Below are 25,172 nucleotides of genomic sequence, written 5' to 3'. Positions count from 1 at the left end.
TCATGCGACGACTTCGATCAGAGGCCCAGGCGAGCGACCGTTTCCGCCGTCGGACGGCCTTCGGTATCCCAGCCACGCAGTTCGTAGTACTCGGGAATCATCTTGTCGATGCCCGACACCAGGCCCTTGGCGGGACCGACCGTAGCTGCTTCGTTCTTCAGGCGCGGCGGCAGATCGTCGTCCTTGCGGGTGAAGCCGGCGGCGTTGTTGAACTGACGCTCCATGTTCCAGATGCGCTCGCCCATCAGGTCCAGCTTCTCCATCGACCAGTCGCCCTCGCAGGCGGCCTGGAGCTGCGGCTGGATGTCCGACAGCGCCCAGGCGAAGGTCGTGAACACGCACAGGCCGGACGAGTCCACCACTGCGGTCGCGTCCTGGAAGGCCTTGACCAGAGCCGGCTTGCCTTCGGTGGTCAGCGGATCGGTCTTGACCGGGATGCCAAGCACTTCGGACGAAATCGTGTAAGAACGCAGGTGGCAGGCACCGCGGTTCGACGTGGCGTAGGTCAGGCCCATGCCCTGCACGCCCCGCGCGTCATAGGCCGGGAATTCCTGGCCCTTGACCGACATCGACAGCTCGGGGTGGCCGTACTTCTCGCACAGGCGCTTGGAGCCGAGACCGACGATCTTGCCGAAGCCTTCGCCACGGGCCGTCTGTTCGGCCAGAAAGGTGAGCGCGCGGGCCGAACCAAACGGCGCCTCGATGCCGATCTCTTCCTTGGTCAGCACGCCCATTTCGTACAGTTCCATCACCGCACCGATGGTGGCGCCGAAGGAAATCGGATCGAAGCCGTCTTCGTTGCACAGCATGTTGGCGTACTGCAGCGCCTCGATGTCATCGACACCGTTGGCACAGCCGAGCGACCACGCCGCTTCATACTCGAGACCGCCGGAGGCGCCCCAGTACTTCGGGCTGTTCACCACGGTGTAGTGGGTCTGGTCGATCTTCGAGATGCGACCACAGGCGATGGTGCAGCCGAAGCAGCCCTGGTTGTTCACCAGCTGCGCCTTGCCGTCGGATTCGCGCGGCTCGTGCATCGCTTCGGCCGAGATCTTGCGCGCGCCCTCGAACTGCACGTCCTTGTGGTTGCGCGTGGGCATGGCGCCGATCTCATTGATCACGTTCATCAGCACCTGGGTGCCGTAGGTCGGCAGGCCCTGACCGGTGACCGCGTTCTCCTTGAGGATCTTCTTCTTCTCGTAAGTAACCCTCATGAACTCCTTCGGGTTGGCCAGATTGCCGACGCCGAGGGTGCCACGCACCACGAGTGCCTTCAGGTTCTTCGAGCCGGCGACCGCGCCGACGCCGGAACGGCCGGCCGCGCGATGCAGGTCATTGACAATGGCGGCGTACAGCACGCCGGCTTCGCCGGTACGGCCGATACAGGACACGCGCACCTGCGGATCCTGATGGGCCGCCTTGATCGCTTCTTCGGTTTCCCAGACGGTCTTGCCCCACAGATGGGACGCGTCGCGGATTTCGACCTTGTCGTTCTCGATCGACAGATAGACCGGGCTCGACGCACGGCCTTCGATGATGACCATGTCCCAGCCGGCGAACTTCAGCTCGGCGCCGAAGTAACCTCCGGAATTCGAACAGGCGATGGCGCCGGTCAGCGGGCCCTTGGTGACAACCGAGTAGCGGCCGCCGGTCGAGGCCATGGTGCCGGTCAGCGGACCGGTCGCCCAGATGATCTTGTTTTCCGGCGACAGCGGATCGACCTTGGGATCGATTTCCGACACCAGATACTTTGTCGCCAGACCACGCTGGCCGAGATAGTCCTGAGCCCACTGCATGTTCAGAGGCTCGCTCTTGCAGGTGCGGTCGGTCAGGTTAACGCGCAGGATTTTGCGGGTCCATGCCATTTTGTGTTCCTCCGAAAATCAGGCGGGCTGGTTGCCGAGCTTGTCTGCCCACTGGCGCATGCGGTCCAGACCGGTCCAGTTGGCGTCCACATAGGTGATGGCGCCGGTCGGACAGGCTTCCGCACAGGCCGGGTTGCCGCCGCACAGGTCGCACTTCTGCACCTTGCCGGTCTCGGCCACGTAATTCACGGTGCCGAACGGACAGGCGATCGTGCACACCTTGCAGCCCACGCACACGTCCTCGAACACGACCTTGGCGCCGTTGGTCTTGTCGAGCTTGATCGCCTCGACCGGACAGGCGTGCATGCACCAGGCTTCATCGCACTGCGTACAGGTGTAGGGAACCTTGGCGCCCGTGTGGTGGAAGTCGAACACCTTGATGCGCGACAGCGAGTTGTTGAATACACCGTAGTTCTCGAACGAACAGGCCATTTCGCATTGCAGGCAGCTGGTGCATTTCGAGGGATCGATGTGTAGGGACTTCTGCATGTTGATTCGCTCCTCCACGTTCTGGGCGTGACACGGTTCGCAGGGTTCTTTTGGCGGGAAAGTCGCCCCGCTATGAAAAACACTTCATATTTTAGCGCTCGGAATTTGGCGCCTGTGTGCTTCCGCTGTCTCAAAAAATCCTTATTTGCGAGACAGGTGTCCAGGTGTCCATAAACTGGACACCTGAACACTCAGGGTGCACGCCACTTGATATTGTGCCGCGCCATGATGCGCTCGATTTCGCCGTCGGCGACCAGCGCATTCATCGCCTCCATGATGGCGCGCCCGAGCTGCTGCTCACCCTTGCGGATGGCGATGCCGACCGGCCACTGGCGAGTATTGAGCAATGCGATCGGAGCCGGGCCGACCGGGAAGTTCGCGTCACCCGCGACAGCCCCTTCCAGTTCGCCCTGTAGCGCCATCACCCCGGCAACCTCGCCTGAGCGCAAGGCGGCCATCGCCTCCGTCAGCGTCTTGTAATGCTTGAGCTGACTGCGATAACGCCCGCCGTCGGCCGACAGCATCAGCGAATCGGGCAGCGTATCGACCACCACGCCACAGGGCAGCTTTTCGAACGGCGCCATCGTTTCAAGGTTATCCACACGGCGCTTGTCGTAAGCGACGGCATAGCGTTCGCGGTGATACGGCGCGATGAATTCCACCTTGTCCTGTCGGGCCATGTACTCACGATCGACCGGCGCGTGCATCATCATGTCGGCCGGGCCGTAACCCATGTAATGGCCCTTCCAGACCATATTGCGCAGGTCGTCGCCCATGTTCTCGTCGGCGTCGAAGAACATCGGCGACATCTTCAGCCCCATGCGCGCCGCCAGCGCGGCGGCGATGTCGACGTCGGAACCCTTGCCCTCGTTCGAGAACGGCGCGAAGTCCTTATAGAAGGCGACGCGCAGCAGACCGGACTTCTTTACGCCGGCCCACACCTCGTCGCCCTCCGCCCATGCGGGCAGGCCCGTCAATGCCAGGCCAGCTCCGACGAGGAGGAAACGGCGCCGCTGCGACGCGGAATCACTCTTCATGACGGGTTTCGATGTAGGCACGGATCGCCCACATGGCTTCCTGCGACAGCGCTTCCTCGAACGGCGGCATGTAGACGGCGCCGTTGCGCACGCGGCCGCGGCGCACGGTGTTGAGAAAATAGTCGTCGGTTTCGGCGTCGATCGGCAGCATGCGCAGATCCGGGGCGATTCCGCCGCTGACGGCCTCCAGACCGTGGCAGCGCGCACAGTTCTGGTTGTAGGCAGAGCTGCCGATGCGGATCGCTTCCTTGTCGCCGCGGTAGGGATTCTCTTTGCGCCACTCGGCGCCCAGCGCCTTCAGCGTGCTGACATCGACGGCCTGCGGCACGACGTCGCCGTGAGCTTCGACACGCATCGTAGTCATGCTGCCCAGTGCGATCAGCGCGGTGACGATGGCCGTCGTCTTCAAAGTTGCGGCTCCTGCTTTCATAACTCCTCCGTGGATGTTCACATGCTGCAAGTCAGCTTGCGGGTGTGCCTGTTTGCACGAATCGTGCCAAGTTCGGCCTCACTTTGAGACAGGTGTAGCGCGGCGAGACGAATCACGTTATAAAGCTGAGACAGTCCGGTGGGACGATGGCGCAGGCACGAGCTGCCGCCAACCTGCCGGAGGCGAGAGCCGGTACAACCGGCCGTGCATCCCGGAAACGGGCTCGGAGGAGACCATGGAATCAAGCCCCGCCGACATCGCGCGCAGCGAGCAGGCACACGAAATCATGCGCAGCGCCGGTGAAGTGCCTGCAGGCGTCCTGCCGGCACTGATCGAAACGTCGTGGAGTCGCTGCATCAGCCGCGGCCTCGACGCCGACAAGAACAGCCGCGAAGTCGAAAGAGCCCGCCGCGACCTGCTGCTGACCGAACGCGAGCGCAACGAGTCGCTGCTCAAGCACGCGGCGCCGGTGATGAACGGCCTGTACGCGCAAATCGCCCGCTCGGGCAGCATGATCGTGCTGACCAACGCCTCGGGCTTCATCATCCACTCGGTTGGCGACCAGACCTTCCTCGACCGCGCCTCCAAGGTCGCGCTGTCGCCCGGCGTCGAATGGTCGGAGGAAAGCAAGGGCACCAACGCCATCGGCACCGCGCTGGTAGAAAAGGTCCCGGTGTCGGTGCACGGTTCGCAGCACTTCTTTTCGGCCAACCACTTCCTCACCTGTTCGGCCTCGCCCATCTTCGACCCGTGCAGCCGCATGCTCGGCGTGCTGGACGTCACCGGCGACTCGCGCAATCCGTCGCATCACAGCCTGGCGCTGATCAATCTGGCGGTGCAGACCATCGAGAACCAGATGTTCGCGCACGCCTTCCCGGACGGTTTCCTGCTGCACTGTCATGTCCAGCAGGAACTGATAGGCACCGTGTTCGAGGCCCTGCTCGCTTTCGACCAGGACGGCCGCGTACTGTCCGCTAACCGCAGCGCCTGTCGGCTGATCGGCCGCAGCCACGCCGAACTGCTGACGCACACCTTCAGTTCGATGTTCGACAAGCCGCTGGGTGCGCTGTACGACCCGCTGCTGCGCGGCACCGACATGCTCGAGCTGCGTCTGTTCGGCGGGCGCACGCTGTTCGGTCGCCCGCAAGCAGGCAATCAGAGCCGTCCACCGGCCCGTGTGATCAGCATGGACGTCCAGCGTCCGGAATCCGGTCAGTCGGTCAGTCGGGTGCAGATCGCCAAGGACCGCGGACTGGCTCGGCTGAGCACCGGCGACGCGCAGATGGATGCGGTCGTAGAAAAAGTTCGTCGCGTGCTCGGGCGGGACATCCCGGTACTGATCCAGGGGGAGACCGGCACCGGCAAGGAACTGCTCGCGCGCGCCATTCACGACGAAGGCCCGCGCCGCGACCAGACCTTCGTCGCCGTGAACTGCGCCGCCATCCCCGACGGCCTGATCGAGTCGGAGCTGTTCGGCTACGAGGAAGGTGCTTTCACCGGTGCGCGTCGCAAAGGCTACCCGGGCCGCATCATGCAGGCGGACGGTGGCACCCTCTTCCTCGACGAAATCGGCGACATGCCGCTGGCACTGCAGGCGCGCTTGCTGCGCGTGCTGCAGGAACGCACCGTGGTACCGCTCGGCAGCGGCCGCGCAACACCGGTCGATCTGTCCATCATCTGCGCGACCCACCGCAAGCTGCGCGACCTGGTCGCCCAGGGCAGCTTCCGCGCCGACCTCTACTACCGCCTGAACGGTCTGACCGTGATGCTGCCGCCGCTGCGCGAACGCAACGATCTGCGCGCGCTGGTGCATCGCATTCTCGCCAGCGAGGAATCCATTCCGCAGGGGCTGCGCATCGACGACGAAGTGGTCGCGCTGTTCGAGCGGCATCCGTGGCCGGGCAATATGCGCCAGCTGGCGAATCTATTGCGCACCGCGGGCGTGATGGCCGCCGACGATGGCTGCATCCGCAAGACCCACCTCCCGGACGACTTCATCGACGAGCTGGGCGGCGCGCCGACGTTCGCTCCGAGCGAACCCGAATTCCGTGCAGTCGCCACCCAGGCACCGTGCGACCTCGACAGCCTCACGCTGCGCGCGATCCGCGAATCGCTGTCGCGCAACGAGGGGAACGTGGCTGCCACTGCGCGTGAGTTGGGCATCAGCCGGACCACGCTTTATCGCAAGCTGAAGGAAGGCTGATCAGGCTCCGGCCGCCACACTGTCAGGACGGCAGCCACGGAACTGGACACTTCGTACAGTAACGTTCCACCTGTGCAGCGGGCGGGAATCTCCCCCGCACGTGCTTCGACACCGGTTTCGGACAGGCAAAAAAATGGCCGGCTTGGGTAAGCCGGCCAAAGAGCCATGTCTAACTGAAGAGAACAACACCACCCCGAAACTGCCTGTAACGGAACGGATACGGCCGCGAAACCGGGGATGGATCACACCACCGGAAGCGGGCTCGGCCTGAAGTTCCAGTACGTCGCTCCAGTCCGCCGCGACCTGCCCGCTTGTTTCCTTTATCCCGGCACCCAAAGGCGCCGGGACATACAACCTATGCAAGCGTTATGCCAGCACAGGTTGTCATGCGATTACTTGTGCAGCTTGAACACCCACATCGAACCGCCCTGGTTCAGGTAGTTGACCTTCTTGGCCACGTCCCCGCCCCACAGCGGCACAGCGCCACCCCAGCCGGCAGCGACGCCGATGTACTGCTCGCCGTCCTGTTCCCAGGTGATCGGGGGCGCCACGACGCCGGTACCGGTCTGGAAGGACCACACTTCCTTGCCAGTCTTCGCGTCGGCGGCCTTCAGGAAACCTTCAGGCGTGCCCCAGAACACCAGGCCACCCTTGGTCGTCATCACACCACCCCACAGCGGGGCGTTGTTGGTGACTTCCCAGACGATCTTGCCAGTCTTCGGATCGACCGCGCGCAGCGCGCCGATGTACTTGTCGTCGATGGTCTTGATGGTGAAGCCGGCGCCCAGGTAGGCAGCACCCTTCTTGTAGGTGATCGGCTCGTTCCAGATTTCCATGCCCCACTCGTTGGCCGGCACGTAGAACAGGCCGGTGTCCGGGCTGTAGGCCATCGGCATCTGGTTCTTGCCACCGAGGAAGGACGGAGCGGAGAACACCACTTCACCCTTCTTGCCGTCGGCGCCCTTCGACGGGTCGCCAGGGCGGTTGGCCGGATCGAAGATCGGCTTGCCGTTGGCATCCAGGCCCTTGGCCCAGGTGATCTTCTTGACGAAGGGGAAGCCGCGCTCGAACTTGCCGGTCTGAGCATCGAGGACGTAGAAGAAGCCGTTGCGGTCGGCCTTGCCGCCCATGCGCTTGCCGTTCATGTCGAACGTGACGAATTCGTTCACGCCGTCATAGTCCCAGCCGTCGTTCGGCGTGCCCTGGAAGTGCCACTTGATCTGGCCAGTGGCGACGTCGATGGCAACGGTCGCGCACGAGTACAGGTTGTCGCCGGGGCGCAGGTGGCTGTTCCACGGAGCCGGGTTGCCGGTGCCGAAATAGGCCAGGCCGGTCTTGGCGTCGTAGGAGCCGCCGAGCCAGGTGGCTGCGCCGCCGGTCTTCCACAGGTCGCCCTGCCACGTCGCGTTGGTGGTGCCGCTGATGCCGTTTTCCGTCTTGTTGCCGGCGGCGTCGAACTTGTAGCCCATGTGACCTTCGACGGTCGGACGGCTCCACACCATCTTGCCCGTCTTGGCGTCGCGCGCCTCGACACGCCCGACGATGCCGAACTCACCACCGGACACGCCGGTCAGGATCAGGCCCTTGGCGATGATCGGGGCTGCGGTGTTGGAGTAACCCGCCTGGTAGTCGTCGATCTTTTCCTTCCAGACGACCTTGCCGGTGTTCTGGTCGAGAGCAACCAGTTGTGCGTCCAGCGTGCTGAAGATGACCAGGTTGTCATACACGGCGGCGCCGCGGTTCACCACGTCGCAGCACGGCATGATGCCGTCCGGCAGGCGGTGCTCGTACTGCCACAGCTTGGCGCCGGTCTTGGCATCGAGTGCGTACAGGCGGGAGTAGGAACCCGTAACGAACATCTTGCCATTGACGACGAGCGGCTGCGATTCCTGACCGCGCTGCTTTTCGCCGCCGAACGAGAACGACCACACCGGAACCAGGTTCTTGACGTTGCCGACGTTGATCTTGTCGAGCGGGCTGTAGCGCTGGCCTTCCGTGCCCATGCCCCACGACAGCACATCGCCGGTCGTCTTCGCGTCGTTTTCGATGTCACGGTCGGTCACACCGGCCATGACCTGCGGTGCTGCCATCGCGGCGAACGCCGCAACCAGCAGGCTGGACAGCGTGGAATTACGCAAGCCTTTCATACTTCCTCCTCGTTGGTGAATTTCTCTCTTGCACGAAGGGAATGGTTCCCTTTTTCGGCAGGAGACCGACCGCAAAAACCGGGCCAGCCCAAAACGAGGAGAAAATCCCGTTCGCACCGCACTCCTGCGATGCGAAACGGGTCAGGTGTTCATTTTTGTTGCAACACAGGCAGTGCAACACTGTCCAGCGCCCGCAGCTCGTAGGCACCGTACAGGTGGGTGACCGAACGCTCGAACTCGCTGCGGGCGAGCGGCATGCGCTCGAAGCGCTCGGGCAGTGGCAGGCGCATCACCTCGGCCATGTCGAGACCGTTTGCCGCCGACTGCATCAGGGTCTGATCAAGCCACTTGAGCCAGTCACGCGTCTGCTCGATGCCGGCGTTACCCGCATGCACGGGACCGTGGCCGGGCAACGTCTTCTTCGCGCCCAGCGCCGCCAGCGCGTCGAGCGACTTCAGCCAGCGTTGCACCGACGCGTGCGGCGTGGTCGGGGCACGATCGAGGAACACCAGATCGCCGGCGAACAGCACGCCGGTCCGGTGATCGAGGATGGCCAGATCGCCAGCGGTGTGCCCTTCCAGCGCAATCAGTTCGAACTCGTGTCCGCCCACCGTCAGCCGTCCGGGTTGCACATCCTGCTGCGCAATCCGGGGCTCGGTGCCGGATGCCCAGTCCCCCGCCATCCGGTACATGTTGTCGGCGAAGGCCCCGCCGTCGTCACGCTCGCCAGCGCGCGTGGCGGGCAATGCGGCGATCGGAACATCCGCGTAAGCCTGATTGCCGAGGAAGTGATCGGGGTGATGGTGCGTATTGAACACGCGCACGACCGGCTTGTCGGTGACGCGGGCAATGGCCGCCCTCATCTGTTCGCCATAACGGCGCGACGGACCGCTGTCGATCACGACCACGCCCTCCTTGGTCACGACGAAGGCGGTGTTCACGATATTGCCGCCGTTGCCGCGCGTGATGTCCTCGGTGCTGCCGATCAGCACCCAAGTGTCGTCCGCGATTTTCTCCGGCTTCAGGCGATAGTCGAAAGGCGCCGCCGCGTATGCGGCGAAGCTCAGCGCAAAGGCGACCAGTGCAGCAAGAAGGCGGGCCATCATGGCTGCACCTTGGCGTCGATGCGGTTGCCATTGTTGTCGCGGCCGACGACGCGCAGCGCCACCGCGCCGGTGTCCGGCAGATCGAACGAGAACACCGGGTTCTCGCTCAGTGGCTCGAACGTCTCGAGCTTGAGCATGGCGTCGCCCTTGTCGTCGACGATGGCGAGCTGCTCGATGAAGAAGGCCGGGATGCCTGGCGCAAGACCGGTGTCCATCGGATGCATGATGCGCAGACGGACACGCTGGTTCTGTCCGTCGCGCCACACCCTGCCCTGCACTTGATTGAGCTTCTGCGCCCAGTCCGGCGCACTGCGGCCGGTGCTCGGTGCGGTACAGCCGCCGCCGGCAGCATCCACCCAGATCCCGCCCGCCAGCCAGTTGCCGTCGCCGGTCTGCACCAGCGCGCGGATCGGGCTCGCCTGCTGCAGCTTGATGCGGAAGGACAGGCCGGGCTGCGCCAGCAGCGGCTGGAAGTCGAGCACCTTGACGATGGGATTGAAGTCGGCGATCACCAGCACGCGCTTGACGTCCGGCAAGCCTTTCAGCCTGACCGTCACCGGCACGTTCATCGAATCCTCAGCCACCTTGGGCGCCAGCACTTCGATGCGCGGATCGAAAGCCACTGGCGCATCGTTCAGATATTCGCGCTGCAGATCCGGCCAGCGCGAGGAATTCAGCGGATCGGCATCGGCCGCCTGCACGTTGCCGGCCAACGCAAGCGCGAGCCCGAGGGCCGCAATCACCTTCTTCATCGGGACAAACTCCTCCATTGCATCTTCTATATGTGTAAGCGGCGCCAGAAACCGGTCCCCGCGGAGCAAGGCAAGCAAGACGAGGACCATCGCCGCCCGCAACAGGCGGAAGGCCTCGCATCCGGCATAAAGCTTGCCGAACCTCCACCTGTTACAGACCTCGACAACTCAGTGTCCATCCCTGAAACAGTCCTGAAAAACGGGATCGACTCCCTGATTCTGCGGGAGCTTTGAACCTTCGACACCTCCATGTGCTGCCTAACCTGCAGTGCGCATCACGGCCCTGTGTCCGCTAAACAAGCGGGGCCGCGATGACGACACGACAGATCAACACTGAAAGAGGAGTCAGGATGAAAACGTTTGCCCTCAGGAACCCGGCACTGCTGATCGCGCTGGGCATCCTTGCAGCAGGCCCGGTGCACGCCGCCAAGACGGTGAGCTGGGAAGATATCGTCAGCGACGACAAGACGACCAAGGACGTGCTGACCTACGGTCTGGGCATGAAGGCCCAGCGTCACAGTCCGCTCAAGCAGATCAATACGCAGACCGTCGCATCGCTGAGCCCCGCGTGGTCCTACTCCTTCGGCGGCGAAAAGCAGCGCGGCCAGGAGGGCCAGGCGCTGGTGCACGACGGCGTCATCTACATCACCGGCTCCTATTCCCGCATGTACGCCATCGACGCCAAGACCGGCAAACGTCTGTGGGCGTACGAACATCGGCTGCCGGACGACATTCGTCCGTGCTGCGACGTGGTGAACCGCGGTGCCGCCATCTACGGTGACAAGGTGTACTTCGGCACGCTGGACGCCGGCATGGTGGCCTTGAACAAGGACACCGGCAAGGTCGTCTGGTCGAAGAAGTGGGGTGACCACAAGGTCGGCTATACGATGTCCGGTGCGCCCTTCATCGTGAAGGACAAGAAGTCCGGTCGCGTAATGCTGGTGCACGGTTCGTCCGGTGACGAGTTCGGCGTGGTCGGCTACCTGTTCGCACGCGACGTCGATACCGGCGAGGAAATCTGGGCGCGCCCGATGGTCGAGGGCCACATGGGTCGCCTGAACGGCAAGGACAGCACGACGACCGGCGACGCCAAGGCGCCGTCGTGGCCCGATGACCCCAGCCGCGAAACCGGCAAGGTCGAGGCCTGGAGCCATGGCGGGGGTGCCCCGTGGCAGACCGCCTCGTTCGACGTCGAACAGAACATGGTCGTGATCGGCACCGGCAACCCGGCCCCCTGGAACACCTGGAAACGGACCAAGGAAGGCGACAGCCCGACCAAGTGGCCCAGCCTGTTCACCTCCGGTCAGGCCTATGTCGATGCCTCGACCGGCGAATTGAAAGGCTTCTTCTCGCACACGCCGAACGACGCCTGGGACTTCTCCGGCAACAACTCGGTGCTGCTGTTCGAGTACAAGGATCCGAAGACCGGCAAGCTGGTGAAGGCATCGGCGCACGCCGACCGCAACGGTTACTTCTTCGTGACCGACCGCGAAAAGCTGGCCACCGGCGCCGGCTACCCGTGGAAGCAGACGGCGCTGATCGGCGCCTGGCCCTTCGTCGACGGTATCACCTGGTCCAAGGGCTTCGATCCGAAGACCGGCCTGCCCAACGTGGTCGAGAGCCAGTATCCGCCGAAGCCCAAGGCCGGTGCGGACAAGGGCGAATCCATCTTCGTGTCGCCGCCATTCCTCGGCGGCACCAACTGGATGCCGATGTCGTACAGCCCGGACACTGAGCTGTTCTACATCCCGGCCAACCACTGGGCGATGGACTACTGGACCGAGAACGTCACCTACAAGCCGGGCGCCGCCTACCTCGGCCAGGGCTTCCGGATCAAGAAGCTGTTCGACGACCACGTCGGCGTGCTGCGCGCGATCGACCCGAAGACCGGCAAGATCGCCTGGGAGCACAAGGAACAGTTCCCGCTGTGGGCCGGCACGCTGACCACCGCCGGCGGCCTGGTGTTCACCGGCACCTCCGATGGCTACGTGAAGGCCTTCGACGCCAAGACCGGCAAGGAAGTCTGGAAATTCCAGACCGGCTCCGGCGTGGTGTCGGTGCCCATCACCTGGGAACAGGATGGCGAACAGTACATCGGCATCTCTTCCGGCTACGGCGGCGCCGTGCCGCTGTGGGGCGGCGACATGGCCGAGCTGACCAAGCAGGTCAGCCAGGGCGGCTCGTTCTGGGCCTTCAAGCTGCCGAAGCGCTGATCGACGGCGCGCCCCCGCCGCCCGGCGGGGGCCGGCCACTCCTCCTGCCGGCCCTGCGTGGCCGGCCTTTGCCTGGCAACTGCGATAAGGTCTCCCAAGGGTTTCCGGTGCCGTCGCGTCCGCGTCGGCCCATGACGCGCGGTTGCCAGGTTCTTTCTGTCCGGAGTCCTGGATGCGAAGACTTTTCCCCGCAACACTGCTCGTACTGCTCGGCTTGAGCACGCCAGTCGTCGCCGAAGACGCACCGACGAGCGAAACACTGGTCGTCAATGGCTGCCCGATCTGGCCCTACACCCGTTGCCCGGGTGCCGACCTGCGCCACGCCGACCTGTCGGCAAAGGACCTCGCTGGCGCCGACTTCACCGGTGCGAACATGGTGCGCGCCGACCTGCGTGCCGCCAATCTTGCCGGCGCGATACTGGACCGCGCCGATCTCAGCTCGGCCCGCCTGCAGAAGGCCAACATTCCCGCCGCCAGCCTGCGCGGCGCACGGCTGGTCGGCACGGACATGGAGTTCGCGCGCATGTTCCGCGTCGACTTCAGCTACGCCGACCTGACCGCCGCCAACCTGGAAGCAGCCCGCCCGATGTTCGCGCGCTTCCACTATGCCCGGCTGATCAACGCCAACCTGCAGGAAACCAAGTTCGGCAGCGCCGATTTCCGCAACGCCATCATGGAAGGCTGCGTGACGCGCTACACCGTCTTCCTCGACGCGAACTTCGACGACTGCAAGGGTTGTCCAGTCGATTGGTAAGCACCGTCCGCACAAGGAGATAAAAGACATGATCAGGAAAGTGGCTGCACCACTGGTGCTGGCGGCCGCACTCGGCATCGCGTCGGCATACGCAGGAGACCCTGCGATGGAGGCGCACCCGCCCAAGACCGACATTTCGGCGCTGCCGCCGGTCGGCGATGCATGGAAGGACAGCAATCCCTACCGCGGCAACACCGCCGTCGTCGATACCGGTCGCGCGCTCTACAACGAATCCTGCGCCGTCTGCCACGGCACCGATGTCAATCACAAGAACCAGGTCGGCCCCAATCTGCTGCGCCTGCACCGCGGCTGTCGCAAGGTGACCGAGCCGGAACTGCTGCCACGCTGCCTCAGCGACGTCGATCACTACTTCGTCAAGACCGTCCGCAAGGGCAAGCGGGTGCTCGACGTGCAGCACATGCCGCCGTGGGACAAGGTGCTGACGCAGGAGGCAGTGTGGGCGATCAAGACCTTCATCGAGGCCCGCATCGACGAGGACGCGCGGATCAAGACGCCGGGGAAGACCGCGGCACGCTGAACCTCACCCGCGGCAAATGAAAAAGCCGGCGCATCGCGCCGGCTTTTTCATGGTCGGAATCGAAGCGTTTCAGATCTGGAAGGTGCGCAGGCTGGCTTCGAGCTCGCGCGCCGAGCCGGCAACCGATTCGCCCTGCGACGCGGTCTGCGCCACGCCGCGTGCGTTGTCCTCGGACAGCGCGGACAACTCGCCCGCGTTGCGCAGGATGGCGTGCGCCGTGGTGTCCTGTTCGCGCATGCTGGTCGCCACTTCACCCGACTTGTTCACCAGTTCTTCCATGCGGTGCAGGATGGACTCGAAGGTTTCCACCGCGCCGCGCGAGGTGGTCACGGCGCCGCTGACGCGTTCGCTGGCCTGACCGACGCGCTCGACCGTTTCCTGAGCGTCGTGGCGGATCTTGGCGACGATCTGCTCGATGTCCGCGGTCGAACCCTGGGTGCGCTGCGCAAGCTTGCGCACCTCGTCGGCAACCACAGCGAAGCCGCGGCCCTGCTCGCCGGCCCGTGCCGCCTCGATGGCCGCGTTGAGTGCCAGCAGGTTGGTCTGGTCGGAAATGTCCTTCACCACGTCGTTGATCTTGGCGATCTCTTCGGAATCCTTGACCAGGCGCTCGATCACCTGCAGCGACTCTTCCATCTCCTTGGCGATGCGGCTGACGCCCTCCATCGACACTTCGAGGTCCGTCTTGCCGCTGCGCGTGCTGTCGCCCGCGGCGCGCACGATGCTGTCCATGTCGGCCGACAGGTCGGCGACCTGGCGGGCCGAGGCGGTCATCTGCTCCATCGCCTCGGCGACGGTACGGATGCGGTCAGCCTGGCGCGAACCGGTCTCGTTGGCGGCGATGGTCAGCTTGGACAGTTCTTCAGCCGAACTGGTGAGCGTCGACGACAGGGTCGTCATCTTCTCGATCAGCTTGCGGAAAGACTTGCAGGCCTGGTTGTACTCATAGCCCAGCCAGGCAAAATCGTCCTTGCCGGACAGGCTGAGCTTGTGATTGAGCTTGCCTTCGGCAAGGCTGTGCATGGCGTTGACCAGCAGTTCGGCGCGCTGGCCGAAGCCAGTGCCGAACCAGATACCAACGCCCATGATGACAGTGGCACATACCACACCGGCTGCAATCAGTCCGGTCACTCCCGGGAACAGCATCTGCTGCGAGCCGAACACTGCGATGCAGACGACGGACGCAAAGATGGAGTGAAAAAGGAAGGCTTTGCGGATGCTCAGCATGTTCTTCATGTGTCTGTTCCCTGTTTTCGGTTCACTACATGGCCAATATCGACAGGTGCTTATAAGACTTTAGTTATACGAAAGCGCACCGTCGATCTCCTCGTAGGACCATTTACGACTGTCGGCACTGCGGACTTGAGCAGGGTGTCTGCAAAAAAGAAAAACGCCGCGCAGAACTTCACGCGGCGTCAGAACTGCGGGTGGCAGTGGTGTCAGGTACGCATCAGCTGATCATGCCCAGCGTCCGCGGCAGCCACAGCGACAGCGTCGGCCAGTAGGTCACCAGGCCGAGGAATCCCAGCATCGCGAGCAACCACGGCCAGACGGCGACCGTCAGTTCCGTGATGCCCATCTTCGTGATGCCCGACGCCACGTACAGGTTGAGGCCGACAGGCGGATGGCACATGCCGACTTCCATGTTCACCACCATCATGATGCCGAAGTGGATCGGGTCGATGCCGAGCTTCACCGCCACCGGAAACAGGATGGGCGCGAAGATGAGCACGATGGACGACGGCTCCATCACATTGCCCGCCAGCAGCAGGATGACGTTGACCGCGAGCAGGAAAGCGATCGGACCCAGGCCCTGACCCAGCATCCATTCGGCCAGTGTCTGCGGGATGTTCTCGTTGGTCATGATGAAGCTGAACAGCACCGCATTAGTGATGATGTAAAGCAGCATCGCGCTCATGTTGGCCGAGTTCAGCAACACCTTGGGCACATCGCGCAGACCCATGTCGCGATAGACGAACACCGCGACAATGAAAGCGTACACCGCGCTCATGGCCGCCGCTTCCGTCGGCGTGAAGATGCCGGTGTAGATGCCGCCCATCACGACGATGATCAGCAGCAGGCCCCAGGCCGACTCGCGGAAAGCCTTCAGACGCTGTGCCGTCGTGGCTTTCGGCTGACGCGGATAGTTGTACTTGCGCGCCCGATACCAGGTGACGAAGCCGAGCACGCCAGCCAGCGCCAGGCCGGGTATGACGCCCGCCATGAACAGCGCGCCGACCGAGGTGTTGGTCGCCACCGAATACATCACCATCACGATTGAAGGCGGGATCAGGATGCCCAGCGCGCCCGAGGTCGAGATCACGCCGGCGCCGAAACGGTTCGGGAAGCCCGCCTTGACCATGGCCGGCAACAGGATGGAGCCGATGGCCACAACCGTTGCCGGGCTGGAGCCGGACACCGCCGCGAACAACGCACACGCCACCACGCCGGCCAGCCCCAGACCGCCGTGCCAGTGTCCGACCAGTGAGGTCGCAAAGGCGATCATTCGCCGCGCCACCCCGCCGTGGGTCAGGAAATTGCCGGCGAGGATGAAGAACGGGATCGCCATGATCTCGAACTTCTCGATGCCGGTGAACAGCTTCAGCGCCACCGACTCCAGCGGCACCTCTGTCATCGTGAACAGGAAGGTAAGCACCGTCAGGCCGAGCGAAATCGAGATCGGCATGCCGGTCAGCATCAGCGCGAACAGCAGCGTGAAAATGATCAATGCATTCATGTGCGCATCTCCTTGGCGGCAGTGACGATTTCTTCCTCGTCCAGCCCATCGACATGGCCGTGATCGTGATGCGGCAGTTCACCGGTGCGCAGGAAACCCACGGTCACCTGAAGGAAGCGGAAGCACATCAGGAAGGAGCCGAAAGGAATGGCCGAGTAGACAATCCAGGTCGGCCATTCGAGATCGGGCGTGGTCGGGCCTTCAGGGATATCCGTCACATCCAGACCGAGGGCGCTGAACACGGCGTAATGGGCGCCGTTCTCCCAGACGAACTGCGCGCCCAGCGTGCCCACCGTCGCCGTGAAGAGCGCGCCGGCGAGCAGGCCGAAGACGACGAACTTGCCGCGGTTCTTCGGACTCAACTGGTTGATCAGCACATCGACACCGACGTGTATGCCCGTACGCACGCCGTAGGCGGCACCGAACTTGGCCATCCACACGAACATGATGATCGTCAGTTCCTGCGCCCAGCTCAGGTTGATCGACAGCAGCCAGTCCTGCACGCCCGGAATGGCGTAACCAGCCAGATAACGGTGCACCACGGCGACGAACACGATGATCGTCGCGGCACCGATGAGTGTGGCGATGAGCCACTCCTCGAGGTGATCGAGAAATTTCATGGGGTCCTCCGTACGGAGAGTGAGGTCGCGGTGGCCGGAAGCACGGCCACCGCGCGGGGATTACAGCTTGGTGGGGTCGAATGCGGTTTCTTTGTAGATGTCGGCGATGATCTGCTCGCCGATGCGGCTTTCCATCTTCTTATGCACCGGCACCAGCGCCTTCTTGAAGGCCAGGCGTTCCTCCGGCGTCGGCACGTAGATCTGCGTCTTGCCGCTCTTGCGGATGCCTTCCAGCGAAGCGTCGTTTTCTTCCTTGGCGATCTTGTTCGCGTAGTCGGTCGACTCCTTCATCGCCGTCTGCAGCTGCGTGCGCACGTCAGCCGGCAGACCATCCCAGAACTTCTTGTTCACGATGACGGCGTAGCCCAGATAGCCATGATCGGTCACCGCCATGTGCTTCTGAACTTCATGCATCTTCTGCGTGTACATGTTGGAGTGCGGGTTCTCAGTGCCGTCGACCACGCCGGTCTGCAGCGCCTGGTACACCTCGGAGAAGGCCATCACCTGCGGCAGCGCACCCAGCGTGCGGATCTGCTCTTCAAGCACCTTGGACGACTGGATGCGCAGCTTCTTGCCGCGCAGGTCGGCCGGCGTCTTGATCGGCGTGTTGGCCGAGAAGGACTTGAAACCATTGTCCCAGAACGACAGGCCGACGATGCCCTTGGGTTCCAGCTTCTTCAGGATGCTGGCACCGAGCGGCCCCTGGGTCACCTTATGCAGTTCGGCGTAGTTGTCGAAGATGAAAGGCAGGTCGAACACCTCGAACTCCTTAACGCCCAGCGGGCCGAACTTGGCCAGCGACGGTGCCAGCATCTGCACCGCGCCCAGCTGCAGCGCCTCCATCTCTTCCTTGTCCTTGTACAGCTGGCTGTTCGGATACACCTCGACCTTCACCTTGCCGCCGGTCAGTTCCTCGGCGCGCTTCTTGAAGAAATCGGCCGCCTTGCCCTTCGGTGTCTCGGTCGCCACGACGTGGCTGAACTTGATCACGATGGGCTGCTGCGCCAGCGCAAACGGAGTCAGGCCGAGCGTGAGCAGGCCGAAAAGCATGGAATGAAGTTTCATGGTGTCTCCTCTTGTGTATGAAGGCCACACGGCGCGAACGGCCAATGTGATGTCTGGATTGTGGTCGGCGGGGGTGGCTGCGGCCATTGTGGATATCCGCAACCGCGCGGCCGCTGTGGAAAACCGAAGTCCCCAGCGCCACGTGTGCACTTATATGATGTGCCCATCGCACGCACCGTCGCCATGACCACCCTCCCTCACTCCTCACCGCTGCACGCGGCTTCTCACCACGCCGGTCCGGGCTGGTACTGGATGGTGCCGCGCGTGGCCATCGCGCTCTTCCTGCTGGCCATCGGCACGCTGGTGTGGTGGCTGCACCGCAACGATCTGGACGAGCAGCGCGCAACGATGATCAACGACGTGCTGTGGATGGAGCAGGACCTGCGCTTCCATCTCGACCGCAATGCCGAGCAGATGGCACAGATCGGGCGCGAGGCGGCCGACGGCCGGCTCGATGCGCGGGTGATCGAGGCACGCCAGCGCAACATGATCGCCAACGGCCACGGCCTGCTGCGCGTCGACACCATCGCGCACATCGACGGCGACGACCCGGATCTGTCCGGCCCGGCGCGGCTGGCGGAGCAGCTCGGCCGCGCCGCCTACCTGCCGCCCTACGCGACGGCCGACGGCGACGTGCATTTCGACGTGCTGGTGCCGCTGGGCGGCGGTCAGGGCTGGATGCGCGGCACCTATTCGATCGAGCAGATGCTGTCGCAATCGGTACCCTGGTGGTTCGCCGAGCGCTACAAGCTGGACGTGATCGACAACACCGAAACCGTGCTGGCCAGCAAGTCCAAGGTGGCGGCCGAACACGACGAAATGAACTATGCGCTGGTGTTCGATCCGCCCGGTCACGGCCTGCGGCTGCGTGTCACCGCCTACCGCAGCGAAACCCGTCTGTTGCCGGCGCTGCTGGTGGTCACCATCGTCGGCCTGGCGTTCACGATGCTGTGGAGTCTGTGGGCGCTGCGTCGTCACCTGGTGCGCAGGCTCGAAGCCGAACAGGCGCTGCGCGAGGAACACACCTTCCGTTCGGCGATGGAAAATTCGCTCAGCATCGGTCTGCGCGCGCGCGACCTGAGCGGCCGCATCACCCACGTGAACCCGGCCTTCTGCCGCATGGTCGGCTGGAGCGCCGAGGAACTGATGGCGATGCGCCCACCCATGCCCTACTGGGCGCCGGAAGAGGCCGAACACATCCGCGCGCTGCACGACGGCATCCTGGCCGGCGGCGCGACTTCACACGAAGCGCTGGAACTGAAGTTCATCCGCCGCAATGGCGAACGCTTCGACGTGCTCATTTCGGAGGCGCCGCTGGTCGACGCCGACGGCCGTCACGTCGGCTGGATGAGCTCGGTACTCGACATCACGGAGCGCAAGCAGGCGGAGGAGCTGTACCGGCAGCAGCAGGAAAAGCTGCAGTTCACCGGCCGCCTGATCACCATGGGCGAAATGGCATCGACGCTGGCGCACGAACTGAACCAGCCGCTGTCGGCCATTGCCAGCTACAGCACGGCCTGCCTCAACATGGTCGACAACGGCAGCGGCTCGCTGGCCGACCTGAAGGAGCCGCTGGCGAAAATGAACGCGCAGGCGCGCCGCGCAGGCACCATCATCCGCCGCGTGCATGAATTCGTCCGCCGCTCAGAGCCGAAGCGCGTCGCCTGTTCTCTGAACGACGTGGTCGAGGAAGCGCTGGGCCTGATCGAGGCTGACGCGCGCAAGCGCGACATCCGCATTTCCAGCTCGCTGGCCGGCGCCCTGCCCGCGGTCAGCGCCGACCGGGTGATGATCGAGCAGGTGTTGCTGAACCTGATCCGCAACGGCATGGACGCAATGGCCGCCTGCCCGCTGGAACGACGCCGACTGCTGATACAGACCAGCGCCGACGCCGAAGGCGTGCAGGTGTCGGTGCGCGACAGCGGCAGCGGCATCCCGCCGGAAGTGGCGGACAAGCTGTTCGCCCCCTTCTTCACCACCAAGCCGGACGGCATGGGCATGGGTCTCAACATCTGCCGCTCCATCGTCGAACTGCACCGCGGCCGGCTGTGGTTCGAATCCGCAGACGGCGGCGGTACCGTGTTCATCCTGAAGCTGCCGGCCGGGGAGTGAAGCCGATGAGCCAGATCTTCATCGTCGACGACGACGAAGCCATCCGCGACGCGCTGGGCTGGCTGTTCCGCTCGCGCGGCCATACCGTGCGCACCTGGCCGTCGGCCGAGGCGCTGATCGGCAGTGGCGAGATTGCTCACTGCGGCTGCCTGCTGCTGGACATCCGCATGGACGGCATGAGCGGGCTGGAGCTGTTCGGCTGGCTGCACGAGCACGGCCACGACATGCCGGTCATCTTCCTGACCGGCCACGGCGACGTGCCGATGGCGGTCGGCGCGATCAAGCAGGGCGCCTTCGATTTCGTCGAGAAGCCGTTCAACGACAACGAACTGGTGGACCGCGCGCTGGCTGCGCTGGACATGCACCAGCAACAGTTGGCGAAGCGCGCCGCCGCACAGGTCATCGAGGAGCGTGTCGCCCAGCTCACGCAGCGCGAGATCGAGGTGATGGAGCGCGTGCTGGCCGGCCAGATGAACAAAGTGATCGCCAGCGACCTCGGCGTCACGATGCGCACCGTGGAAGTCCATCGCGCCCGAATTTTCGAGAAGATGGGCGTGCGCTCGGCTGTGGAGCTGGCGCAGGTACTGGCGGCCAGGAAGTAGCGCCGCGCACTTTCACCGCCGCTGTCGGGGTCAGAAGACCCCTCCCACAGAATTCCGGTCCAGGCTCCGGCGGTGAGGCGGGCGCAAGCCCTGTGGGAGCGGCCTTGGCCGCGACAGGGCCGCTGCGGCCCGCCGGCTTCGAGGCAGAGTGCCGTCGGGGTCAGAAGCCCCCCACGGAATCCCGGTTCCGGGATGGCGGCCGGACTACAGACCCGCCGCGTCGTCCAGCGTCGCGGCGGCGCCGCTGCACACCATGTGCGCCAGACCGCCGCACTCGCTCAGCACGTGATCGGCATAGAAGCGCGCGGTAACGATCTTGGCGCGCAGGAAGTCGGCGTCGCCCTCGCCAGCGGCCAGCCGCTGCTGCGCCAGCAGGGCGCCGCGCGCAAGTTGCCAGCCGCCCGCCACGCGGCCGAACAGCATCAGCAGCGGCACCGCGCCGGCCAGCACGGCACGCACATCGCTGCGCCAGTGCGCGACGACGAAATCGACGCTGCGTTCGAGCGCCGACGCCGCCTCGCCCAGCGGCGCGGACAGCGCCTGCAGCCGCGCCGCATCGAGCGCCGCGACGACATCGCGCATGTCGGCGATCACCGCGCGCGCGGCCGCGCCGCCGTCGCGCGCGATCTTGCGACCGACCAGATCGTTCGCCTGTATGCCGGTCGTGCCCTCGTAGATATTGGTGATGCGCGCGTCGCGCAGGTACTGCGCGGCGCCGGTTTCCTCGACATAGCCCATGCCGCCGTGCACCTGCACGCCGAGCGAGGCGATCTCGTTCGCGCCTTCGGTGCTCCAGCCCTTGACCAGCGGAATCATCAGTTCGACGAAGGCCTGGGCGCGCGTACGTTCGGCCTCGTCCGCATGGCGCGCTGCGCGGTCGCGTGCCGCCGCGGTGACCGCGGCCAGCGCGCGCATCGCCTCGACCTGCGACTTCATGCGCAGCAGCATGCGGCGCACGTCCGGGTGGCGCACGATGGCCACGCTGCCGCCGCCTTTCACGCCCGCCTCGCCGCCCTGACGCCGCTCGTTGGCGTACTCGCGCGCCTGCTGGAACGCGCGTTCCGCGACCGCGATGCCCTGCAGACCGACCGCGTAGCGCGCGGCGTTCATCATGATGAACATGTATTCGATGCCGCGGTACTCTTCGCCGCACAGCCAGCCGGTGGCGCCGCCGGCATCGCCGAAGGCCATCACGCAGGTCGGGCTGGCGTGTATGCCCAGCTTGTGTTCGAGCGACACGCAGCGCACGTCGTTGCGCGCGCCCGGGTTGCCATCGGCATCGGGAATGAACTTGGGTACGATGAACAGCGAAATGCCCTTCACCCCGTCAGGCGCACCCGGCGTGCGCGCCAGTACGAGATGCACGATGTTGGACGCCAGTTCGTGCTCGCCGAAGGTGATGAATATCTTCTGCCCGAATACGCGGTAACTGCCGTCGGGCTGCGGCTCGGCGCGGCTGCGCACCGCCGCCAGATCGGAACCGGCCTGCGGCTCGGTCAGGTTCATGGTGCCGGTCCATTCGCCGCTCACCATGCGTTCGAGGTAGAGCGCCTTCTGCTCGTCGGAACCGCACAGCGCCAGCGCCTCGATGGCGCCTGCAGTCAGCAGCGGACACAGCGAGAACGCCATGTTGGCGCCCATCACCATCTCCTGGATCTGCGCCACCACGAGGTGCGGCATGCCGGCACCGCCGTGCGCCGGGTCGCAACCCATGCCGTTCCAGCCGTTGTCGGCATAGGCGCGATAGGCCTCGGCGAATCCGTCCGGCATGCTGACCTTGCCGTCCTCGCCCAGCTTCGCGCCAACGCGGTCACCGGTGCGATTCAGCGGCGACAGCACCTCGCCGGTGAAGCGGGCGGCCTCCTCCAGCACGGCGTCGACAACATCCGGACTCGCATCCTCGTACCCTGGCAAGGTCACCACTTCGTTCAGACCCGCCAGTTCCAGCGCAAAACGCATGTCCTGCAGCGGCGCGACGTATTCGCTCATGAGGCTCTCCTCCATCGGGCTCTGGCGGCCCTCGAAATTGATCAGTGACGGCAGCGGGCGGATGCCGCCCGCTGCGGATCAGTCCAGTGCCTGCACCAGTTGCGGCACCAGTTCGAACAGGTCGCCGACCAGACCGTAGTCGGCCACCTGGAAGATGGGCGCGTCCGGGTCCTTGTTGATGGCGACGATCACCTTCGAATCCTTCATGCCGGCCAGGTGCTGAATCGCACCGGACAGCCCGACTGCGATATAGATGTCGGGCGCGACGATCTTGCCGGTCTGGCCGACCTGATAGTCGTTCGGTGCGTAACCGGAGTCGACGGCGGCGCGGCTGGCGCCCAGTGCGGCGCCGAGCCGGTCGGCCAGCGGTTCGAGCACGCTGTGATAGGCCTCGGCACTGCCCAGTCCGCGCCCGCCCGACACGACGACGCGCGCAGCACCCAGTTCCGGGCGGGCCGATTGCGACAGTTCCTGCGACACATGGGCGGACAGTCCGCTGGCCGCCGGCGGTGTCACCGCCTCGACCGGCGCGGCACCGCCGCTCGCCGGCAGCGGGTCAAAGGCGGTCGCGCGCACCGTGATCAGCTTGACCGGATCCGCGCTCTGCACCGTCGCCAGCGCATTGCCGGCGTAGATCGGTCGCACGAAGGTGTCGGCCGACACCACCTCGACGATGTCCGACACCTGCGCGACGTCGAGCGTGGCCGCGACGCGGGGCATGAAGTTCTTGCCGAAGCTGCCGGCCGGTGCCAGCACGTGGCTGTGTCCGGCGGCGACCGCCAGCACCGCTGCGGCGAGGTCTTCCGCGGTGGGGTGAGCCAGATGTGCGGCATCGGCACTCAGCACCTTCGCAACACCCGGCACCGCTGCCACCGCAGCGGCTGCGCCGGCGCAGCCGCTGCCAGCGACCAGCACGGTGATGTCGCCGCCGATCTTCGCCGCGGCAGCCAGGGTGTTCAGCGTGGCGGGGCGCAGGCCGGCGTTGTCGTGTTCAGCAATGACCAGAATGCTCATATGGGGCTCCTCAGCGCAGCACTTTGGCTTCGTCGCGCAGCTTCGCGACCAGTTCGGCCACCGAGGCCACCTTGATACCGGCCTGACGCTTCGGCGGCTCGGCCACCTTCAGCGTTTTCAGGCGCGGCGCGACATCGACGCCCAGTTCGTCCGGCGTCACCGTGTCGAGCGGCTTCTTCTTCGCCTTCATGATGTTGGGCAGGCTGGCGAAGCGTGGTTCGTTCAGCCGCAGGTCGGTGGTGACCACCGCCGGCAGCGCCACACTGACGGTTTCCAGGCCGCCGTCGATTTCACGCGTCACGGTCGCCCGACCGTCGGCGACGCCGACCTTGGATGCGAAGGTGGCCTGCCCCCAGCCGAGCAGCGCAGCCAGCATCTGGCCGGTCTGGTTGGCGTCGTCGTCGATCGCCTGCTTGCCGCAGATCACCAGCTGCGGCTGTTCGCGACCGGCCACCGCCTTGAGCAGCTTGGCCACCGCCAGCGGTTGCAGTTCGACATCGGTATTCACATGGATCGCGCGGTCGGCACCCAGCGCCAGCGCAGTGCGCAGCGTATCGACGCAGCCGGCGACGCCGCAGGAGACCGCGACCACCTCGGTCGCCACGCCCGCCTCCTTCAGCCGCACCGCCTCTTCCACCGCGATCTCGTCGAACGGATTCATCGACATCTTCACGTTCGCGGTTTCAACGCCGCTGCCATCGGCGGCAACGCGGATCTTCACGTTGTAATCGATCACCCGTTTGACCGGGACCACAATCTTCATGCCTGTGCCTCCTGTGTGCCGCTCACGGTTGCACGCACCCATACGGATGCGTATGTTCAGTCCATACGCTAGCGTATGCTTCACTTCGAGGTCAACAACGCCGCAGGAATACCGCCATGCCCGACACCGCCGCCCGCCCACAGACCGACCGCGACACCTGGGTGCGAGCGGCCACCCAGACCCTGGCCGACAGCGGTGTCGACGGCATACGGGTAGAGACGCTGGCGCGCGGTCTCGGCCTGACCAAGGGCAGCTTCTACTGGCACTTCAAGGACCGCCGCGCCCTGCTCGATGCCGTGCTGGAGCACTGGCGCGACGGCCGCATCGACGACATCCGCAACCGCACGCAATCTGCGCCCGGCGACGAGATCGCGCAACTGCAGCATGTGATCGACACCTACAGCCTGGCGCGCAACCGCCGCGGCATGCAGGTCGAACTGGCGCTGCGCGACTGGGCGCGCCACGACCAAGCGGCGCGCGCCGCCGTCGACGAAGTGGACAGCGTGCGTCTGGAATGCGCTGCAGCGCTGTTCCGCGCCGCCGGCTGCGACGCCGACGAAGCGATCAATCGCAGCCTGCTGCTGTATGCCTATGTGTTCGGCCTGGGCATGATGGATGTTCCGCGGGACACGGCGCGGCCGGCGGCGGCACGCCAGTTCATCGCCAACCTGATCACGGGTCGTTGATATTTTGCAAAACAATGCCGCGCGGCCGTCATCGTTCGCACGGGATAATT

Annotated in this window: 21 protein-coding genes; 7 read left to right on the top strand and 14 right to left on the bottom strand. The window is 64.8% G+C overall.

What is annotated here, in order from left to right:
- Positions 1-17 precede the first annotated feature (17 nt).
- The 4 genes from AC51BJ_RS02755 to pedF all read right to left on the bottom strand — a co-directional run bounded on the left by AC51BJ_RS02755 (position 18) and on the right by pedF (position 3,800).
- On the bottom strand, positions 18-1,865 hold the full coding sequence (locus tag AC51BJ_RS02755; RefSeq protein ID WP_430433658.1) for an aldehyde ferredoxin oxidoreductase family protein: 1,848 nt from the start codon (positions 1,863-1,865) through the stop codon (positions 18-20).
- A gap of 18 nt (positions 1,866-1,883) precedes the next feature.
- Complete coding sequence (locus AC51BJ_RS02750; protein WP_019918660.1) at positions 1,884-2,354, bottom strand: 4Fe-4S dicluster domain-containing protein; 471 nt, start codon at positions 2,352-2,354, stop codon at positions 1,884-1,886.
- 191 nt (positions 2,355-2,545) lie between these two features.
- Complete coding sequence (locus AC51BJ_RS02745) at positions 2,546-3,391, bottom strand: substrate-binding periplasmic protein (protein WP_496279265.1); 846 nt, start codon at positions 3,389-3,391, stop codon at positions 2,546-2,548.
- A complete protein-coding gene (gene pedF / locus AC51BJ_RS02740; RefSeq protein WP_430433655.1) occupies positions 3,381-3,800 on the bottom strand; it encodes a cytochrome c-550 PedF in 420 nt (139 codons plus the stop codon). Before pedF ends, AC51BJ_RS02745 begins: the two co-directional genes overlap by 11 nt.
- Positions 3,801-4,056: 256 nt before the next feature.
- On the opposite strand from pedF, the gene AC51BJ_RS02735 reads away from it, so the two are divergent.
- Entirely contained in the window at positions 4,057-6,024 is a 1,968-nt protein-coding gene (locus AC51BJ_RS02735) for a sigma-54-dependent Fis family transcriptional regulator (protein WP_496279264.1), read from the top strand.
- Positions 6,025-6,416: 392 nt separating this feature from the next.
- Here the strand turns inward: AC51BJ_RS02735 and AC51BJ_RS02730 are convergent, their stop codons facing one another.
- The 3 genes from AC51BJ_RS02730 to AC51BJ_RS02720 form a co-directional block, all read right to left on the bottom strand.
- Positions 6,417-8,171, bottom strand: a complete 1,755-nt coding sequence (locus AC51BJ_RS02730; protein WP_496279263.1) for a PQQ-dependent methanol/ethanol family dehydrogenase — start codon at positions 8,169-8,171, stop codon at positions 6,417-6,419.
- 149 nt (positions 8,172-8,320) lie between these two features.
- Positions 8,321-9,277: a quinoprotein relay system zinc metallohydrolase 1 gene (locus tag AC51BJ_RS02725; RefSeq protein ID WP_430433652.1), complete on the bottom strand. Its 957-nt coding sequence runs from the start codon at positions 9,275-9,277 to the stop codon at positions 8,321-8,323.
- Positions 9,274-10,029, bottom strand: coding sequence for a quinoprotein dehydrogenase-associated SoxYZ-like carrier (locus AC51BJ_RS02720; RefSeq protein WP_496279262.1), 756 nt, complete (start codon positions 10,027-10,029; stop codon positions 9,274-9,276). The genes AC51BJ_RS02725 and AC51BJ_RS02720 overlap by 4 nt, the downstream gene beginning before the upstream one ends.
- A 350-nt stretch (positions 10,030-10,379) precedes the next feature.
- Between AC51BJ_RS02720 and AC51BJ_RS02715 the strand changes: the two genes are divergently transcribed.
- From AC51BJ_RS02715 to AC51BJ_RS02705, 3 genes are all read left to right on the top strand, one after another.
- On the top strand, positions 10,380-12,242 hold the full coding sequence (locus AC51BJ_RS02715) for a methanol/ethanol family PQQ-dependent dehydrogenase (protein WP_496279261.1): 1,863 nt from the start codon (positions 10,380-10,382) through the stop codon (positions 12,240-12,242).
- 172 nt (positions 12,243-12,414) lie between these two features.
- Positions 12,415-12,996, top strand: coding sequence for a pentapeptide repeat-containing protein (locus AC51BJ_RS02710; RefSeq protein ID WP_496279260.1), 582 nt, complete (start codon positions 12,415-12,417; stop codon positions 12,994-12,996).
- 28 nt (positions 12,997-13,024) lie between these two features.
- Entirely contained in the window at positions 13,025-13,534 is a 510-nt protein-coding gene (locus tag AC51BJ_RS02705; protein WP_430433648.1) for a c-type cytochrome, read from the top strand.
- A 69-nt stretch (positions 13,535-13,603) separates the two neighbouring features.
- Here AC51BJ_RS02705 and AC51BJ_RS02700 read toward each other — a convergent pair whose 3' ends face one another.
- The 4 genes from AC51BJ_RS02700 to AC51BJ_RS02685 form a co-directional block, all read right to left on the bottom strand.
- A complete protein-coding gene (locus AC51BJ_RS02700; RefSeq protein WP_496279259.1) occupies positions 13,604-14,770 on the bottom strand; it encodes a methyl-accepting chemotaxis protein in 1,167 nt (388 codons plus the stop codon).
- 214 nt (positions 14,771-14,984) lie between these two features.
- Positions 14,985-16,271 (bottom strand): TRAP transporter large permease, encoded by a 1,287-nt coding sequence (locus AC51BJ_RS02695; protein ID WP_430433646.1) that lies wholly within the window; start codon positions 16,269-16,271, stop codon positions 14,985-14,987.
- Positions 16,268-16,891: a TRAP transporter small permease gene (locus AC51BJ_RS02690; RefSeq protein ID WP_496279258.1), complete on the bottom strand. Its 624-nt coding sequence runs from the start codon at positions 16,889-16,891 to the stop codon at positions 16,268-16,270. The genes AC51BJ_RS02695 and AC51BJ_RS02690 overlap by 4 nt, the downstream gene beginning before the upstream one ends.
- Positions 16,892-16,951: 60 nt before the next feature.
- On the bottom strand, positions 16,952-17,956 hold the full coding sequence (locus tag AC51BJ_RS02685; protein WP_496279257.1) for a TRAP transporter substrate-binding protein: 1,005 nt from the start codon (positions 17,954-17,956) through the stop codon (positions 16,952-16,954).
- A 183-nt stretch (positions 17,957-18,139) separates the two neighbouring features.
- Between AC51BJ_RS02685 and AC51BJ_RS02680 the strand changes: the two genes are divergently transcribed.
- Positions 18,140-20,068, top strand: a complete 1,929-nt coding sequence (locus tag AC51BJ_RS02680) for a sensor histidine kinase (protein ID WP_496279256.1) — start codon at positions 18,140-18,142, stop codon at positions 20,066-20,068.
- Positions 20,069-20,073: 5 nt separating this feature from the next.
- Positions 20,074-20,670 (top strand): response regulator transcription factor, encoded by a 597-nt coding sequence (locus AC51BJ_RS02675; RefSeq protein WP_496279255.1) that lies wholly within the window; start codon positions 20,074-20,076, stop codon positions 20,668-20,670.
- 204 nt (positions 20,671-20,874) lie between these two features.
- Here the strand turns inward: AC51BJ_RS02675 and AC51BJ_RS02670 are convergent, their stop codons facing one another.
- From AC51BJ_RS02670 to AC51BJ_RS02660, 3 genes are all read right to left on the bottom strand, one after another.
- Complete coding sequence (locus AC51BJ_RS02670; protein ID WP_496279254.1) at positions 20,875-22,659, bottom strand: acyl-CoA dehydrogenase; 1,785 nt, start codon at positions 22,657-22,659, stop codon at positions 20,875-20,877.
- 78 nt (positions 22,660-22,737) lie between these two features.
- Entirely contained in the window at positions 22,738-23,673 is a 936-nt protein-coding gene (locus AC51BJ_RS02665) for an electron transfer flavoprotein subunit alpha/FixB family protein (protein ID WP_496279253.1), read from the bottom strand.
- A 10-nt stretch (positions 23,674-23,683) separates the two neighbouring features.
- On the bottom strand, positions 23,684-24,436 hold the full coding sequence (locus tag AC51BJ_RS02660; protein WP_019918690.1) for an electron transfer flavoprotein subunit beta/FixA family protein: 753 nt from the start codon (positions 24,434-24,436) through the stop codon (positions 23,684-23,686).
- Between the two features lie 116 nt (positions 24,437-24,552).
- Between AC51BJ_RS02660 and AC51BJ_RS02655 the strand changes: the two genes are divergently transcribed.
- Entirely contained in the window at positions 24,553-25,122 is a 570-nt protein-coding gene (locus AC51BJ_RS02655) for a TetR/AcrR family transcriptional regulator (protein WP_496279252.1), read from the top strand.
- Positions 25,123-25,172: the final 50 nt, after the last annotated feature.

This window comes from Methyloversatilis sp. S146-33 (genome assembly GCF_059552495.1).
Note: the sequence above shows the minus strand (reverse complement) of the source record. Positions and strands in the feature narration are given on the sequence as shown.